Here is a 17157-nt window from a genome sequence, read left to right on the forward strand (position 1 = left end):
TTAGCATACCATGTACGCCAGTTTAACAAAAGCAAAAAAGCTGCCGAAAAATGGCAGCTTATGAACAACTATGTCGAACCAACGGTTGCTTGACTGCTTTCTTCTGTCTGTAAGGTCTCTGCTAGTGCCATTACCTGGTTCTTTTCTTGTTTATAATCGTATTCCTTTGCCTTATCCGGTCTGGCATTGTTGTACTCTACCGGGATCTCATGGCGATGGGAACGTTCAATTTTCGTTACAAAGTGCAGCTTTTCCATTATGCGAATCGTTTCGTCCAACAAATTGGCATCTACATACATCGAAACGTAATTTAAGCGCTTGGAGATGTAATGAATGGTGCCAAATTTGCGTAAATTTTTGGCGGCACGCGTGTTTTTCACCCACACGGCGACCCCAAGGCGTCGCTCTCTCATGTTTTGCCGTCGGTCTCCTTCCCAATCGTGGTATACTTGCTGGTGAAAGCTTATTACAGAAAGGAATCGTGGTCTATGCTGGCTACGTTTTATTATCAATTCGAGGAAGCGCTTCACCGCGAAAAAATCGTGACCCATAGCAGTTGGCAAACATATGCAGGCCAGCGCTTTTTCTATGTAAGCAGTACGCTCCCTGCTCCTCTCTTAACAAAGCAGCTCATGGAAACAGGAGAGCGCCTGACCACTGATACCAAATTAAAGCCAGAATGCATTTACGTGCGTTCAGATAACGTACAGCATGTGTACCGCTTCCGTTTTCGCGTACCTGACGAAAAGCAATTTTGCTGCGGCAATCTTTGTGAAGACTGTTTTCTGCTGCGCCAAAACGAATCGGGAACAGCGTAAATTACGATGGCTTTTTCACACTGCAGCCGCAGCTTCCGCCTGTCCCGCACCCACTGCCCTGCGCCTCTAAAAATGGATTGTTGCTCGGTACTTTGATCGTTTCCGATACGGAATGAGCAATGGTTCTACTCACCTGATACAAGAGCTCATCCAGAGCATCCTCTGCTCGCTTGAATGCCTGTACGGAATCCCTCAGTTCAATGTTGCGCTTCAGTTCCCGTACTTCTTTGGATATATGATTGTAATCCGGGTGATACTTCCCGAACCGTTGCACATCTTCGTACTGTTCCTTCTTAGCCTCGAACACGACGAGCAGACGTTGCACTTCCTCATCTGCTTCCATTTGGCGTTTGGCCTCCAGATACTCCGAGACCTCGCGCGATTGGTTAATCATCGTGGACAGCTCATGAGACTCCATGATCAACTGCGTCATATCCACAGCTTCCAATGTTTTCATAAAGCGAGACCTCCTTTCGCCGTAAAGCTTGAAAACTTTACGTCATTCCTGATTGTATCACGATGCACACCCTTAGTACAGATATTCGGGCACTACAATGCGCACTCGCTCGATGTTCTCAAGACGGTAACTCTGCTTGCCGCCCTGTCCGGCAATCGTAACCATCCAGTACCCCATTTCCAGGCGGACTTCTGTCGGTAGCCCTCGCAGCTTTTCTTTTCCGCTTTGCTGGATCTCGACTTCCAGCTTCAGTTCTATTGCGCGCTTAAACAAATCCCGCATGGATTGTGGATGATAGGATTGAAAATGCTTCGTCCACATTTTGGGTAGCGCGGCTATTTGCTCATTTTGCTCAGGGAACGTGTTTTCAATAGCATAACCGTCCCAAGGCCGTTCGATGAGAAGCAAACCTTTATTCCCCGCTTGACTGTTTTGTCGTGACTGGAACTCTTTGCTTCCGCTGGAAACATGCGACAGCACTTGCGGCTCATAGCCAAAGTGTCGCAGTAATCGGATCAGTTCTTTTTCCTGCGAGAACGGAATCAAAAACGAAGTCGGCGATATCACTTGGGTAAGAAATGGGCGAAAGTCAGGAATGTCGCGCCATTCCTCCAGAAATCCAGCATGTGCTGTCCGTACGAGGAGGTACGGCTCCATTTGAATCTGCCTTGCTGTTCTCGCCCATTGGCTCACAACCTCAATCAAGCTCTCGGGCAACGGATGAACACAGGAGGCACGGAGCTTTTCGATGACTTGCTCCTCCGTCCCTCCTTGTGCCAAATACGATTGCAACAGCCTTGCTTGCAATTCACCCCGAATCAATTGCCCATCAAATTGGAGCTGGCAAAATCGGCTGATTTCCCATACATCCAACAACGGAACAAGAGGTGGGATTGTTATGGCACCTGCGGGGTCCACAAACCAGCCTTCCTCCGACGATAATCGCGGCAAACTGCTCCAACGCCAAAAAACCCCTCGTTCTTCGTCCATCCCGAGCTGAATCCAGCCCAAGCCTAACAACAAATGCATCCATTGCTCCACAATTAACTCCTCTGCATTGTCGGGCAAAGGGAATCCTGCTTCTTTTAGCATCCGCAATTGCTCATGGAGGGAACACCACTGCTCGACAGGAACCTGTCTCATCAATTGAATGAAAAATTCCCACCAGTCGCCATGCGGCAAAAATTGTTCCATGACGAGTTGGTACATTTCTTCCCAACGTACGAGGGGCCGTTGATGCAGCCATTGCTTCGTTCGATCAAGATCGAGTACGAGTTCTCGCTCTTCCCTATGCACCAAGCTCAATCTGAGGGCAATATCAAGGACAACGGTCAAGGATAAGCCCTCTCTTTGTTCCTGATCCAGTGGCGGAATCACGATTCCTTTTACATGCTCGTCTGTCAGTGAAAGCAGCGGCAGCATTTTTTGCGACATCCTGCGATGAATGCTTCCTTTTTGCGTAATAGGAATTTGATTGTCTCGAATAAACAACAGAAGCCCAAAAAGATCCAGCTGTATCCCTCTGCCTGCTGATATATAATAAGGGAGCGTTTTTGAAAACGAAACAAAAGCCTGAGAGCCTTCCGGCAGCATTTGATTCGTCAACTGCTCTCGAACCTCTTGTGGCATCAAATAGCCAATCTCACTCCACATTTTCCGTACAGTCAAGATCAGTCCAAGCCGTCGTAATTTCGTCAAGCCGACTGACAGATGTCTGTGCTCTTTTGACGTTTCGCGTTCCCAAGTTCGTTTGCTAAAAAAACCTCTCGTCGCTTTGGTTACGAAAAGCCGGATAACGGTTCGTTCCAACTCATCTGCCTGTTTCCACACTTGCCCAATAAAAACGGGGTCCAATAATCTCGCTGTTAACTCTTGCTCTTCGGCAATCTGATATCGTTTGGTTTGTTCATGTAGAATCGCTTGTCGCGTTGATTCGGACAGGTATTCCAGCGAATCCTTCACACGCACGCCTGTCACCTCAGTCTATATGATGTTCGATTCATTACTTTTACCAATTGGAGGGATCTTGATGTTGCATGTATTTCCTAGTTTGCTCTTAACAGCAACCTTGGCAGTAACGGGTACACAAGTCTTGTCACCTCAACATCCTACCGTATCTGAGCCTGTGGCGAAAGAGGCTGTACAAGCAGATGCGACTTACGAGGCCGTTGCTGCTCCATATCCGCCTGCCGTGCAGGAAGCTTTGAAAAAAGTTCGAAAAAATGGCGGACACACAATCGTCCGTGCCAATGGAAAATCCTATGTTGTCGTGGGTGCGGGACAGCGCCCTACAGGAGGATATCGTTTAGTAGCGGATCAAGTCAAGCGGACAGGCCCTCATGCCTTTGCCGTACACGTTCGTGTACAAGCACCAGCAAAAGGTTCGATGAAAACCCAGGTCATCAGCTATCCGACTTTGGTGATTGCCCTTCCAGACCAGCAAGCAAAAGTCAGTGTGCATATGCGCTAATCTATCCACGAAAAAAGCCGACAGTTCGAATGCCACAAGGCGTATCGAAGTCGGCTTTTTTCCTTTTCCCAACAGTTAGCCTTGCTTATCAGGGCTTTACCTCAATGGAAAAGCTCTCTGCAACACCATACGACTCGTGGTTATTATGGGCCAATTCTACCTTGACCTCATGCTTCCCAGCCGGGATATCCTTCAATACATAGCTAGGTTCAAATACTTTGGCGATCTTTTTGCCGTCGAGGTACAGATGAACATGCCCTTCCCCGTGCTTGTTTTCTTTCCCCATGTTTTCGAGGGAAAAAGAGAAGTTCGTAACGGCCAATTTGAGCTGCAAATCATCTTTCTCAAGGGTATGCGTCACAGCGAGTGTCGGCGCTGCATGATGAGCGTGCGACTCGTCTGCTACCACTTCGGTTTGCTCTTGTTGGTTCGCATACACAAACCATTCCACACCAGCCGCAATGGCAATCAATAGAAACAAACGGAAAAGAAATCGTTTGGTTTTCACCGGAGCTGCTCCCTTCCAAAATGAGTCTTACCCCAGTGTGCCCGACTCCTGATTGGTTCATTCATCCATTTTTACATCATGATCTCCCTGCTATCCATACATACTCAGCTTTCCAATAGGCAAAAGTAACCACAAGATCTTTTGAGGAGGTCAATGACTGCGTATGAATGCATGGAACGAAACTCTTTCTATTTTTGCTTTAGGAGGAGTATATGAAATCGGCAAAAACATGTACGGGATTCAATGCGGGGATGAAATTGTCCTCATCGATTGTGGTTCGAAGTTCCCTGATGAGAGTTATTTAGGAATTGATCTGATCATACCGGACATTAGTTATCTGCTGGAAAATCAAGAAAAAGTACGCGCCTTGATTGTCACGCATGGGCATGAGGATCACATCGGAGGCATTCCCTATTTTTTAAGACAATTAAATGTCCCTGTTTACGGTACCCGTTTAACGTTAGGACTTATTGAATTGAAGCTGAAGGAGCATAACTTGCTTCATCAGTCCACCCTCATCTCTATCGATCGTCACTCAACCATTTCATTAGGCTCGCTCACGATCAGCTTTTTTCAAACAAACCATAGCATTCCTGATTGCTTGGGTGTCGTGTTTGAGACTAAAGCAGGCTCTATTGTGCATACGGGCGATTTTAAATTTGATTTAACCCCGGTGCATAAGCAATCCCCTGATTTGCACAGAATGGCTGAAATCGGGCAGAAAGGTGTATTGGCCTTGTTGTCGGAGAGTACCAATGCGGAGCGCCCTGGCTTTACTCCATCAGAAAAACACGTGGGAGATCGCCTGTTAGAAGCATTTAGTAAGGCACAGCAGAAAATATTTGTCTCGACGTTCGCATCCAATGTATACCGCCTTCAACAAGTCATTGATGCCGTAGAAGCGACGAATCGAAAGCTAGCTTTGCTGGGCCGAAGTATGGTCAATGTGGTCAAAATCGCATCGGAACAAGGCTATTTACGTATACCAGAAGACATGCTGGTGGAAGTCGAGGAAGTGAGCGAGCTCGATCCCGCCCGTGTCGCCGTCCTATGCACGGGAAGCCAAGGCGAACCCATGGCCGCTTTATCTCGATTGTCGACCTCCGGGCATCGACACATTAAAGTAGAACGCGGTGATACTGTCATCCTCTCTTCTTCCCCCATTCCAGGGAACGAGCGGAATGTAGCACGTATAGTCGATAACTTGTTTATTATGGGTGCCAACGTTATTTACGGCTCTGGGACAGGCATGCATGTGTCCGGTCATGGCTTCCAAGAAGAGTTGAAGCTCATGCTCACTCTCATGAAGCCAAAATACTTTATCCCCATTCACGGTGAGTATCGGATGCTCCATCAGCATCGTCTGTTGGCTGAATCCGTCGGCGTTGATTTCGAGTCCGTTTTCATTGTAAATAACGGGGATGTCGTGGATATTCAGGATGGTGTGGCGGTCCAGGAAAGAAAAATCCCTGCCGGAAATACCTTGGTCGATGGTTTAGGCATCGGTGATGTAGGAAATGGAATATTACGGGATCGCAAACATCTTTCGGAAGATGGCATTCTCGTGATCGTTGTGACGCGCAGTAAAACCGACGGCAAAATTTTGTCGGGTCCCGACCTAATTTCTCGCGGATTCATTCATGCCCCGGAATCAGAGGGCCTGTTGGAAGAAATGACTCGCATTGCATCTGAGGTGATCAACAATCTGCAGGAAGCGAATGTAAGCCAGTGGAACCGCCTGAAGCAAGGAATGCGGGAATCCATTGGGAAATTCGTATATGCCAAAACAAAGCGCAGACCCATGATCCTGCCGATTATTATGGATGTGTGAGGGAAAAGCCTTCTTTCCGGAGGGCTTTTCTAGCATAATATATTCAATCTTGTGGTGATTTTAAATGGTAAAATAGTTAGGCTCTTTACATTTCCCTTCTATCCCGAAACTAGCCATTCTGTTATCAATTCGTCGTTGAAATTAGTGCCGGGACATTTTGTAAAAGCATCATTTGAATTACCTCTGGAATTTATTGATTCGAAGTTTAAGAAGATAATGACATCAGAAATTGAACATAAATGGGGACAGAAAACCATCATCGTCATTCCGTATAATCTTATAGATGAGTAGGGAAAAGCCTTCTTTCCTGAAGGCTTTTCTATTAGGATGATTTAGCCGGATAAATACCATTTCGATAAAGGACAGCCATATGGCTGTCCTTTATTCATCGTAGACTTCTAAACGCAACATGAAAGCAGCTTATAGAAAATAGAAGCTTTAATCCGGTAATACTGTATTTTACTCATTCCTATTCAGGCCAAATTTAATAATTTGTAGGCTTTTCATTTCGAAGTAGACTGGATAAAATTAGAAAAAACTAAACTATAAGGTGATCTGAATGAAAACGCTCTTCCTTATGCTATCTTTAATTTTCGCAAGTCTTTCTTCTGACCAGCCTGACCAATCCACGAGTGTCTTTATTTCTGAAGGTGATAGTATGGCCCCTACCTTGAACAACAACGATCGTTTTCTTGCTGATAAAACCTACTATGACTCCCATCCAATTCAACGTGGGGATATCGTTATTTTCCAAGCCGAGAAAGATCGACAATACGTTAAAAGGGTTATTGCGCTGCCGGGAGAAACGCTTGAATATAAAGATGATATTCTCTACATCAATAACAAAGCTGTCGACGAACCATACTTAGCATCAGCAAAAAATGTAGCCAAAAAAGAAAATCTCAATCTGACTGAGGATTTTGGACCTATAACTATCCCCGAAGATACAATATTCGTTATAGGTGATAATCGATTGAATAGTCTAGATAGTAGAATTATCGGTCCGATTCATGTCAATCAAATATTAGGCAAGATGACTAACAAGTTGCCCTCAAATTAATTCGTTATATTTTTCCACGCTCCGTTTAAAGAGCGTGGATTTTTAACTCCCGAAATATTTTTCTTTTTTCCTCAAAATATCTTCTTCGCATCCCGCTCTTCCTTCAAAATCTCTACAGCCTCGCGAAAACGCATAGAGTGAACGACTTCCCGCTCCCGCAAAAACTTCAAGCTGTCCTGCAAATCAACATCATCGGTCATGTCGATCAGCCATTGATACGTCGCGCGGGCTTTTTCTTCCGCTGCGATATCCTCGTAAAGGTCGGCGATTGGATCGCCCTTGGCAGCGATATAGGCAGCCGTCCACGGTACACCACTGGCATTGTTGTAAAAGAGCGCTCGATCATGATTGGCGTAATGGTCACCCAGTCCCGCTTCCTTCAACTCTTCGACAGTCGCGTCTTTCGTCAGCTTATACACCATCGTGGCAATCATTTCGAGATGCGCAAACTCTTCGGTAGCGATATCGGTTAATAATCCAACCACTTTATTCGGGATCGTATACCGCTGGTTCATATAGCGCAGAGCGGCTGCCAGCTCTCCATCCGCCCCTCCGTATTGCTCAATCAAGTACTTCGCCATTCTTACATCGCACTTACTGACACGAACCGGATACTGCAGTTTTTTTTCATAGATCCACATCGGTTTCGTTATCCCTCTCTTCTAAACTTGCCAAGGCCATGGATCATCATTCCACTGCCACGGATAGCCTGAATAGCTGCGGCCAAGATTTTGCAAGGGCCCATACAACTTCTCATACTCGTTTGCCAAAACCCAGCGTTGTTCCGTTAAATCGTTAAACTGCTGGAGCGCATTCTGATCCGTTGGATGCGTATCTAAGTAAAGATTTAGCTCTACCAGCACAAAGTCAATCGCTTGCAGCTGTTCAAGCAATGCGTAATATTGTTCATCGCCAAATTTATTTTCAGCTGTCATGAGTGCCCCCTCCCCAAATGACTCTGTCTGGGATCATAAGGGCTAAAAAGTGCCGGCCATAGCGTACCTAATTTCAACGCTTCCATCGGGCTATATTGTGGCAAGTTCTCCGGCTGAAACGTCATGAACAGCTGAGGGGGCACCTGGTACGTCTTTACCCGAATAGGCGGACAAGGATCGTAGGGACCAACGTACGGAAAGTAGTCGCGTGTTTGCGAATGCAATGCCAATATCCTCCTCCAACTTGCATTGTCTGTTCCTTCATGACTACACTATGCAGCCCACCCAGTAGGCGTGATTGCTACCCCAAAAAGAAAAACCGCTCTCCTCCTATAAGGAAAGCGGCTAATACCTACGATTACACCTGTCCAGTCCATTTCCCTTACCAAAATGCCATGAAGTCCGAAATACCGAGTAGGACAAACACAATTCCAGCCCATTTTTGCGTTACTGCCCCCCATTTCCTTGTGTTCTTCATGAGAGAAGGGCTATCACTTGCAACGGCAAGCAGCAGTAAAACGATGAGCAGCGGCAGCCCCGTCCCAAGTGCAAATACTGTCGGAATGATCGGCCCGAACGAGCTCGTGAACATCAAAGGCATCGTCAGTCCAAAATAGAGCCAAAACATGGTCGGACAAAACCCGAGGGAAAAGGCAACGCCAAGCCAAAAGGATTGTGTCTTTCCCTCAAATCGCTCCGAAAAACGCTTGATTTTTTCCTCAAAGGATTGCGTATGTAGAAATGGCAGTCGAATCCATCCGATTAAGAACAATCCAATCAAAATAAACATCGGTGCCAATAATTTTCTCGCCCACTGAAACAAAGGAATCGCTTGTGTTGAGAGTTGTTCGCCGAACGCAAATACGATTGCTCCCAAAGCAGAATACACAACTGCTTTGCCAAGGATGAACATCCACACATGACCTCGAAAGCCACCTTTGACGACGACATTCTTCCCTAGTACAGTAAAAGCAGCCACATTCCCTGATAACTGACACGGTGCAAACGCCCCGACGATCCCGAGCAACAACGCTCCAATCAACGGTGCTTGTTCACCCATTCCGTAATACAAATCAGAAAAAGGCTTGCTGATCCATGCTCCGTATTGATATAAGTACGAATACCAATCCATGCTTCTCCTCCGACTGGGTCTTCCTGTTCATTTATTTTACAGAAAGGTTGTGAGGAAACTATGAAGAAAGAGAAAAAGAAAGGCATTCGCCTCTCCCTTTGCTTCATCCCGTCACTTGCAAGCGCCCTATCATGCCGCTTTCTTTGTGTCCAGGGATCGTACAATAAAATTCATAAGTTCCTTCCTCCAATGCCTTCCACACTGTTTCAACAGACTCTCCCGGTTTGGCGTGCAAATGAACCACACCCTCAGCCATTGCTCCATGATGATGTTCCGTGCTTGATTCTGAAATCGTAACGATTTTTCCATGAGACACAACCTCGATATCGTGCTCTACATTGCCGTCATTTTGAAAGACGACCTTGATCTCCGTATTTTTTTTCACGGAAAATTGGTTCGGTTTATACGAAAACTCGAGGGCTGTGAGGTTGATTTCTGTCGGGCGATCGCCTGCATAAAGAGCCGGGGATGGAAACGGTAGTGATTGAAACCAGAAGAAGACGGCAAGCAGCAACACAGCTGGAGTGGCAGGATGATGAAAAAAGGAGGACCACTTCGATTCTTTTTTATTGGAATCAATCAGCTTGGCTACGAGCAGCATACATACGGTATAGAGCATGACGAAAACAAACAGGAGAGGCTCTACTTTTTCCGCCGGAACCATCTCACCCAGCATGGCACCCATCATCCCGCCCATGACGCCCGATAAGATTCCTTCCACAATACTCAGGATCGACAAAGGAACGCCTATCAGAAAACCAGACAAACCACCTGCCAGCATTCCCCACATAGTAGATACATAAAGGTCACCCCTGTAAATATCGCCCAGGATCAATCCTCCGATCAAGCCAATCATCATACTAACAGACATCGTGCTCATCATGCCTTGCATATGATCGATTCCCTGCTTTCGTCGCCGCCATATAAACCATGTAAAGCAAACGTAAGCGAAACTGACGTAGATTAGGACCTGATACACCGCGCCCAAGATACCACCCCCGAGTATATTCCCCTCATTGTAAGGTATGTCCTACGCCAACAAAATAGGACAAAGCGAACTAGAAAAGGACACCCTCGTTGGATTCCTTCATTCTGCACTTCCCCATCTAAAATCAGGCCACGGCTACGTGTGCGCGTGTGTAAGGGTGAGAGGGCTGATTCAAATCCCTCACGACCACACTCGACCACTTCCATGCCGCACACAACTAATAGCAACATAGCTATATTCCGCAATAATAAAAAAGCTTCATTTCTGAAGCTTTTTATTTCATCAGCTTATTCATCGTGGTTAACAGCTCGTCAATGACTGCGCTGTCCCCTTCTTGGATGCGTTCAATCACACAGGATTTCATATGCCCTTCCAAAAGGATGCGTCCCACTGAATTTAGGGCAGATTGTACCGCAGCAATTTGATTCAAGACATCATCACAATACACATCCTTCTCCACCATGCCTTTAATCCCGCGAATCTGTCCCTCAATCCGATTGAGGCGCGCCTGTAAGTTTTGCTTGGTCTTTTCTGAATGATGACTGTTTCGATCAGATGTATGACAAGACTGAACAACGTTCAATTCTGCACTTGACAATGAGATTCCTCCCCTAGCAAACATACGCTTCGATTATAATCCGAATTTTCAAAATGTAGCAAGTTCCATATTCACATATCGCTCAGGAAGACAGCCCCAATTCTTTTCGGACATTTTCCAATCCATATCGCTCGACAAACTTGAAAAACTTCTCTCTCTTTTTCCCTTGCGTCTGATACAACGTAATGATGCTTTGGACGATGGAGGATAATTGTTCTTCCTTCACCTGCTCGACCAGGAGCTCGGCTGTTTTGGCCTCCATTGTTTTCGATTGGCCTCCGACGTAGATTTCAAAGGTTTCTTTTCGCTTGACGATCCCGATATCTTTTACCAACGGCTCTCCACAGGCATTTGGGCATCCCGTATAACCGACTCGCATCGTAAAAGGAACGGTCATTCCTGCAATCGTATCATTCAAATTTCTCGCTGCCTCTAGCCCTTCAATCTCTGCTCCCTTGCAAAAAGAACAGACAGACAAATTTTTCACAACAGAGCCCGTTTCGTACACACATAAGCCTTTTTCACGCAGCGCTTTTTTGGCATCCTCAGCCTTCTCTTCGTTCATCTCGACAAGAAGCTGCTGAAAGGTCGAAAGTTCAATTTGTGCATCCTCGCCAACGATCTGACCGATCGCCACCATATCTGTTGGCGTAAACACAGATCCGCCGACACGAATCTCTGGACTCACAGCAAACTGTACACGCTTCAAAAGGCATTCCTCCTGCACGATTTGAATTTGTATATTCGGTCAACCGAAAGCGTAAGAAAGGCTGCCATTCTACAATTACAGCCTTTCCCGCTCCCTTTGCTTAAACGACATCGTACCCTTGATCTTCAATGGTCTCTTTTACATTTTCCAGCGAAACAACGGATTCATCAAAAGTCACGCTTACTTGATTGTCAGCAAGGCTGACCGTTGCTTTGCTAACCCCGTCTAGTTTTTGAAGAGCACCTTCGATAGAGATGACGCAGTGATTGCAGGACATTCCTTGTACGTTCAAAGTGACATTCATTTTACATCCTCCTTTGTGTTTGGGAAGCTTTGCTTGATTACATTTTACGATACCCCTGTAGGGTATGCAATACCCAATTTTACTTTTCCTGCTGTGTACATACAAAAAAGCTCCCCATCTGTAAATGACAGGGAGTCTTCCTTACTCTTCTTGACTGAGATGATTTCTGGTGGGAACAAAAAACACTTGCTCCACCTCATTCGCAGATAATGGGCGACTATAATAGTACCCTTGAATTTCCTTGCAATGATTTTCTGTCAAAATGTCCAACTGATCCTTCGTTTCAATGCCTTCTGCAATTACATCCAATTTCAGATGCTTTGCCATCGAAATAATAGTGGCCACAATGGCTTTATCGTTATCATTTCGAGACAGGTCGGTTATGAAGGAGCGGTCAATCTTTAATTTGTGGATCGGGAACTTTTTCAAATAGCTCAAAGAGCTGTAACCGGTTCCAAAATCATCCAAGCTGATTCTCGTTCCGATTTTGTTTAACTCATGCAGGATACTGATCGATACTGCCGGGTCCATCATCATGCTCTCTGTGATTTCCAGTTCCAAAAAGTGCGGGGCAAGCTTGGTTTCCTCAAGGATATTTTTGATGTACTGGACGAGGTTCCGTTGATGGAATTGATGAGAGGACAAGTTGACGGAGACAGGTATCAACGGCCCCCCTTTATCATGCCACTGCTTCATTTGCCTGCATGCTTCGCGAAGCACCCATGTACCGATCTCATAGATCAACCCTGTCTCTTCAGCAATCGGGATAAACACTCCTGGTGAAAGCATCCCTTTGGTCGGATGATTCCACCTGACGAGTGCCTCCACTCCAATCATGCGATTGCTTTCCGAATGAAATTGAGGTTGGTAGTACACTACCAGCTCATTTCGTTCAATAGCTTTTCTGAGATCACGTTCTATTTCAATATTTTCCAGCAATTGGACGTCAAAATCGGGCGTGTAGAACAGATGACCATTTTTCCCCTGTTTTTTCACCTCGTACATGGCCGTATCCGCTTTTTTGAGCAGCGCAACAGCATCTGTTCCATGGTCTGGGAATATCGCCGTTCCAATACTTGCTGATATGTAAAATTCACTGTCTTTTAGCGAGAATGGCTGTTTCAGCGCTTCAATGATCTTGTCCGCTAAACTCGCCGCTTCCCTGCGGTCCGCTCCTGTTTCGCAGAGGATCGTAAATTCATCGCCACCCATCCGTGCAATTGTTGCCTGGTACCCTTCCGCACTCTTTACGATTCTGTCGCTGACCCCCTGCAAAAAGATATCGCCGTAAGAGTGTCCCAAGGAATCATTGATCATTTTGAACCGATCAATGTCGATAACCATGACAGCAAAGCTCGATGAATCTTCGCTGCTTTTTTCAATGGATTGATGAAGGACTTGATTAAACTTTCTTCGGTTCGGTAAGTCGGTCAGCTCATCGTGATAAGCCAAATACCTGATTTTTTCTTTCACGCGATTCTCTTCGGTAATATCCTTTACAATGATGTGATTCCCAACAACTTCTCCCTCAATCTCAACCGGGACATTGAGTACACTCAGTTCTACGCGATTCCCGTTCGGATGTAGTATGGTGGTCTCAAAATGATTGCGAATGGGCTGAAAAGACTGGTCAAAAGAATCCTTGGTGATGTCCCTTTTCTCCTCAACAATATGCAAGCCAATTTTTGATACATGTTGATTAATGAATTCTTCCTCCCGCAGTCCACCAATCTTTGTGACAGCCGGGTTCATTTTAATAATACATCCACCTGTATCTAAGGAAATAATGCCGTATTCATTATTTTTATAAAGGGAACGATACCAGCTTTCATTTTCCTGAATGACCGTATCTTTTTGCGAGAGTCGTTTGTTAATAAACAAGCCGAACAATGTAATGCCGATCAGTAAAAAGGTAGCCAAGACAATGATATAGGCCAAGGTCTCCGGCTCAATCTGCGTTTCCACCTCTGTTGTCGGCAGTTCCGTTACGTAGAAATGCGCTGCGACCATCCCGGTGTAATGCATACCTGCGATTGCAGCTCCCATAATGAGTGAACTGCCCAATTTGTATAAATACGCATATTTCGACTGATCACGGCGAAAGTAAAACAAAAGCCAAAGTGCCGCTGCCGAAGCAGTCGCTGCAATGATAATGGATAAAATGACGATCCACATATCATATGTAATTTCGATAATCATCGCGGCCATTCCAACGTAGTGCATCCCAGATATGCCAGCAGCCATCAAAATTCCCGCGATACCTAACTGTCTTGCATGTAGGTTGCTTTTCGTGACGGTAAACAAAGCGATGCTTGAGACAAAAATGGCAAGAATAACGGATAGGATGACATACTCCATGTCATACAGAACCTTAATGGGGAGGGTTAGTGCCAGCATTCCGACAAAATGCATGGACCATATTCCAAGCCCCATCGTTGTGGCACCAAAAATCAACCAGAGTAGCTGATGCTTCCCCTTACTTGTACTCACTCTGGCTGCCAGGCTGAGAGCAGAAAAAGAAGCTGCAACCGCGATTAAATAAGATAGTATCACTAGGAAACTGTCGTACGTCCCATGTATCTGGTGATCCAAACTCCTTCACCGCTTTCCTTTTGTTAATCTGGATGGTCTCACTTAAACCATGCTACCTGATTCACTATAGCGATTTACCTGCAAGAAGGAATCGATTTCTTTTCCGGGCAGCGGTTTACTGTAGTAGTATCCTTGGACTTCATTACACATTTGTTCCTTTAGAAAATCAACATGTTCTTGTGTTTCTACACCCTCTGCAATAACAGCAATTTTCATGTTGTGTGCCATATGGATGATCGTTTTAATAATCGCTTGATTCCGCGGATTCAAATTCCGGACAAAGGATTGGTCGATTTTGAGCCGATCAATCGGAAATTGACTGAGATAGCTCAAAGAACTGTAGCCCGTCCCGAAATCATCGATACTGATGCTAATCCCGAGACCTTTCAAGCGATTCAAAATCCGAATCGTATAGTCTACATCGAGCGCCATGCTTTCCGTGATCTCCAGCTCCAAGTATTGCGGAGATAAGCCCGTTTCTTCCAGGATCGAGGTAATCATCTCAATGAGATTGTTTTGCATAAATTGGCGCAAAGATATATTCACCGCAACAGCCAGCTGTGTAAAGCCTGCTTCCTGCCACACTTTTGTCTGTTGGCATGCCGTTCGCATTACCCATTCTCCAAGCGGTACGATTAAGCCTGTTTCTTCTGCGATCGGGATAAATTGAATAGGTGGGATGAGACCAAGGTCTGGATGTTCCCAACGAATCAACGCCTCCATACCGATAATCTGGCCCGTCTGCAAACGAATCTTCGGTTGATAATGCAGCGTAAATTGTTTCTCATCCAAAGCTTTTCGCAGCTCTCTTTCAAGCTGCAGCTTTTTGGCTAAAACCTGATGCAACTCCTCCGAAAAAAATTGATAATTATTTTTCCCTTGCTCTTTGGCCAAATACATGGCAGCGTCCGCATGCTTTAACAGCGCCTCAATATCGTCTCCATCATCCGGATACATGCTGATGCCGATACTTGGTGTGATGAAGATTTCGATATGGTCTAACGTAATCGATTCGGACATGCTCGTAATGATTCGCTGCGCAATTTCACCAACCTCCTTGTGTGTGACACCCGTGAGAAAGATGGCGAACTCATCTCCGCCTAATCGAGAAACAGAATCCCCTTTTCGCAAACAACCGATGAGACGATTTGCTACTGCTTGTAAAAGGACATCCCCGATGGAGTGACCAAGCGTATCATTTATGTTTTTAAATCGATCCAAATCGATGAACATGACGCCGATTTTCTCGCCTTTTTGTTTTGCTTTGAACATGGCCTTTGTCAGTTTTTCATGAAAAAGCGTTCGATTTGGCAGGTTGGTTAAGGAATCGTAATGGGCCATGTACCGAATCGTTTCTTCCGCCTTTTTCCTCTCGGTGATGTCAATCATGGAGCCTACCATTTCCACGATCTCGCCGTTTTCCTCGATAGGTGACAACGTAATATAATAATCATTTCCGGATAATTTCAGTTCGAAGGTAACAGGCTCGCCAGCAAATGCTCTGCGAAAATAGCGTTCCAATTGCTCCGCTACCTCATAAGGAAAGATTTCATACGACGTTTTTCTCAGCATTCTCTCAGACGTCAGCCCAAGCTCTTCGGCAATTTTCCCTTCACACAAGGTATAGGTGATTTTCCCTTTCGGATCTGTCACGATCTTGAACACGCAGTTTTGCAAGTTTTGGACCGTCCTGCGAAAATCATTCTGCAATGCTTCTGCCAAAGCTGCCTCTGCTTCAATGCGGTCGGTAATATCCGTCCGGATCGAAACATATTGATACGGAACTCCCCGGTCGTCTAGAAATGGCACGATGGTCGTATTCATCCAATATTCATTGCCGTTTTTGGCGCGATTCTTCACTTCGCCCTTCCAGACTCGTCCTTGCTTGATCGTTTCCCACATCAATTTAAAAAACGACTTGGAATGATAGCGAGAGTTAATGACCCGATGTGTATTGCCAACTAATTCATCCATTTCGTATCTGGAGATTTCACAAAACTTGTCATTTACATAGGTAATGACGCCTTTGTCGTCTGTAATCGCTACAATCGAAGATTCATCAAGGGCATTTTTGATATCGTGCAAGTCCTTCATCGTCTTTGAAAGCGACTCTTCCATCTGCTTTCGTTTCGTGATGTCCGTCCCGATTGCCACGTACTGATACAGGAATCCACTGTCGTTCATGAACGGCACTAACGTCATGCTAAGCCAATATTCCGTACCGTCCTTTGCCCGATTTTTCATCTCGCCTTTCCATACTTTTCCTTGGCTAATGGTATCCCATAACGCTTTAAAATAGGTTCGCGGATGGAAGCCAGAATCGACGATGTTATGGTTTTTTCCGATTAATTCCTCTCTAGTAAACTTGGATATTTGACAGAAGTTGTGATTGACGTAGGTGATGATTCCTTTTTCATCAGTTATCGAAATAACAGATGACTCTTCCAATGCAGATAATGCATACTTTACATCTCTGATATGATTAAACACATGACACCCCCGTCTGATCTACCACTTATCTTCGAAATTTATGGATGGAATGCTGCAGCTCTTCGGCCATTTCGGAAAGCGTACACCGTCAACTTCATAATAGTTGTTTCCTCCATCGTAATTCTACGAATTATCTCTTCTTTCTGTGAAAAATGTAAGTATTTTATAATCCCTTTCTCTTATGTAACGGCATTTTCCATAGGTCTTTTGACCTCTATTATCATACAATATCGTTCTGTAACATTTTTGAAATTCTTTTCGACAA

Annotated in this window: 18 protein-coding genes; 4 read left to right on the forward strand and 14 right to left on the reverse strand. The window is 45.3% G+C overall.

Annotated features, from left to right (window positions below; translation table 11 throughout):
- Positions 1–68: 68 nt before the first annotated feature.
- Positions 69–413: a YlbG family protein gene (locus EL268_RS17995; protein WP_007725782.1), complete on the reverse strand. Its 345-nt coding sequence runs from the start codon at positions 411–413 to the stop codon at positions 69–71.
- A 75-nt stretch (positions 414–488) separates the two neighbouring features.
- On the opposite strand from EL268_RS17995, the gene EL268_RS18000 reads away from it, so the two are divergent.
- Entirely contained in the window at positions 489–818 is a 330-nt protein-coding gene (locus EL268_RS18000) for a hypothetical protein (protein ID WP_106652884.1), read from the forward strand.
- 1 nt (position 819) lies between these two features.
- On the opposite strand, the gene EL268_RS18005 is transcribed toward EL268_RS18000, so the two are convergent.
- Together EL268_RS18005 and EL268_RS18010 are read right to left on the reverse strand one after the other, a co-directional pair.
- Positions 820–1275, reverse strand: a complete 456-nt coding sequence (locus EL268_RS18005) for a YlbF/YmcA family competence regulator (protein ID WP_106652883.1) — start codon at positions 1273–1275, stop codon at positions 820–822.
- 72 nt (positions 1276–1347) lie between these two features.
- Positions 1348–3243 carry a hypothetical protein gene (locus EL268_RS18010; RefSeq protein ID WP_106652882.1) on the reverse strand — a complete coding sequence of 632 codons (1896 nt, stop codon included), beginning with the start codon at positions 3241–3243 and terminating at the stop codon, positions 1348–1350.
- A 61-nt stretch (positions 3244–3304) separates the two neighbouring features.
- Here EL268_RS18010 and EL268_RS18015 point away from each other — a divergent pair, with 61 nt between their 5' ends.
- On the forward strand, positions 3305–3745 hold the full coding sequence (locus EL268_RS18015) for a protease complex subunit PrcB family protein (protein WP_106652881.1): 441 nt from the start codon (positions 3305–3307) through the stop codon (positions 3743–3745).
- An 88-nt stretch (positions 3746–3833) separates the two neighbouring features.
- On the opposite strand, the gene EL268_RS18020 is transcribed toward EL268_RS18015, so the two are convergent.
- Positions 3834–4253: a thioredoxin domain-containing protein gene (locus EL268_RS18020; RefSeq protein ID WP_106652880.1), complete on the reverse strand. Its 420-nt coding sequence runs from the start codon at positions 4251–4253 to the stop codon at positions 3834–3836.
- Between the two features lie 163 nt (positions 4254–4416).
- Here EL268_RS18020 and EL268_RS18025 point away from each other — a divergent pair, with 163 nt between their 5' ends.
- Positions 4417–6084: a ribonuclease J gene (locus EL268_RS18025; RefSeq protein WP_106652879.1), complete on the forward strand. Its 1668-nt coding sequence runs from the start codon at positions 4417–4419 to the stop codon at positions 6082–6084.
- 559 nt (positions 6085–6643) lie between these two features.
- On the forward strand, positions 6644–7144 hold the full coding sequence (lepB, locus tag EL268_RS18035) for a signal peptidase I (protein WP_106652878.1): 501 nt from the start codon (positions 6644–6646) through the stop codon (positions 7142–7144).
- Between the two features lie 71 nt (positions 7145–7215).
- Here the strand turns inward: lepB and EL268_RS18040 are convergent, their stop codons facing one another.
- From EL268_RS18040 to EL268_RS18090, 10 genes are all read right to left on the reverse strand, one after another.
- Positions 7216–7785, reverse strand: coding sequence for a manganese catalase family protein (locus tag EL268_RS18040; RefSeq protein ID WP_007725798.1), 570 nt, complete (start codon positions 7783–7785; stop codon positions 7216–7218).
- A gap of 21 nt (positions 7786–7806) precedes the next feature.
- A complete protein-coding gene (locus EL268_RS18045; RefSeq protein WP_106652877.1) occupies positions 7807–8079 on the reverse strand; it encodes a spore coat protein CotJB in 273 nt (90 codons plus the stop codon).
- Complete coding sequence (locus EL268_RS18050; protein ID WP_106652876.1) at positions 8076–8303, reverse strand: spore coat associated protein CotJA; 228 nt, start codon at positions 8301–8303, stop codon at positions 8076–8078. The genes EL268_RS18045 and EL268_RS18050 overlap by 4 nt, the downstream gene beginning before the upstream one ends.
- Before the next feature lie 158 nt (positions 8304–8461).
- The gene (locus EL268_RS18055; RefSeq protein ID WP_106652875.1) at positions 8462–9211 is read right to left on the reverse strand and encodes a cytochrome c biogenesis CcdA family protein; all 750 of its coding nucleotides are present in this window, start codon (positions 9209–9211) and stop codon (positions 8462–8464) included.
- A gap of 103 nt (positions 9212–9314) precedes the next feature.
- Positions 9315–10103: a cupredoxin domain-containing protein gene (locus EL268_RS18060; protein WP_232029928.1), complete on the reverse strand. Its 789-nt coding sequence runs from the start codon at positions 10101–10103 to the stop codon at positions 9315–9317.
- Positions 10104–10473: 370 nt separating this feature from the next.
- Complete coding sequence (locus EL268_RS18070) at positions 10474–10797, reverse strand: metal-sensitive transcriptional regulator (RefSeq protein WP_106652872.1); 324 nt, start codon at positions 10795–10797, stop codon at positions 10474–10476.
- An 82-nt stretch (positions 10798–10879) separates the two neighbouring features.
- On the reverse strand, positions 10880–11506 hold the full coding sequence (locus EL268_RS18075; RefSeq protein WP_106652871.1) for an NAD(P)/FAD-dependent oxidoreductase: 627 nt from the start codon (positions 11504–11506) through the stop codon (positions 10880–10882).
- A 100-nt stretch (positions 11507–11606) separates the two neighbouring features.
- Complete coding sequence (copZ, locus tag EL268_RS18080; protein WP_088907078.1) at positions 11607–11810, reverse strand: copper chaperone CopZ; 204 nt, start codon at positions 11808–11810, stop codon at positions 11607–11609.
- A gap of 141 nt (positions 11811–11951) precedes the next feature.
- Positions 11952–14402 (reverse strand): bifunctional diguanylate cyclase/phosphodiesterase, encoded by a 2451-nt coding sequence (locus tag EL268_RS18085; RefSeq protein ID WP_106652870.1) that lies wholly within the window; start codon positions 14400–14402, stop codon positions 11952–11954.
- Between the two features lie 42 nt (positions 14403–14444).
- A complete protein-coding gene (locus EL268_RS18090) occupies positions 14445–16892 on the reverse strand; it encodes a bifunctional diguanylate cyclase/phosphodiesterase (RefSeq protein ID WP_106652869.1) in 2448 nt (815 codons plus the stop codon).
- Between the last annotated feature and the right edge of the window lie 265 nt (positions 16893–17157).

Origin of the sequence: Brevibacillus brevis (genome assembly GCF_900637055.1) — a bacterium.
In the GTDB taxonomy this organism is placed as follows: Bacteria; Bacillota; Bacilli; order Brevibacillales; family Brevibacillaceae; genus Brevibacillus; species Brevibacillus brevis.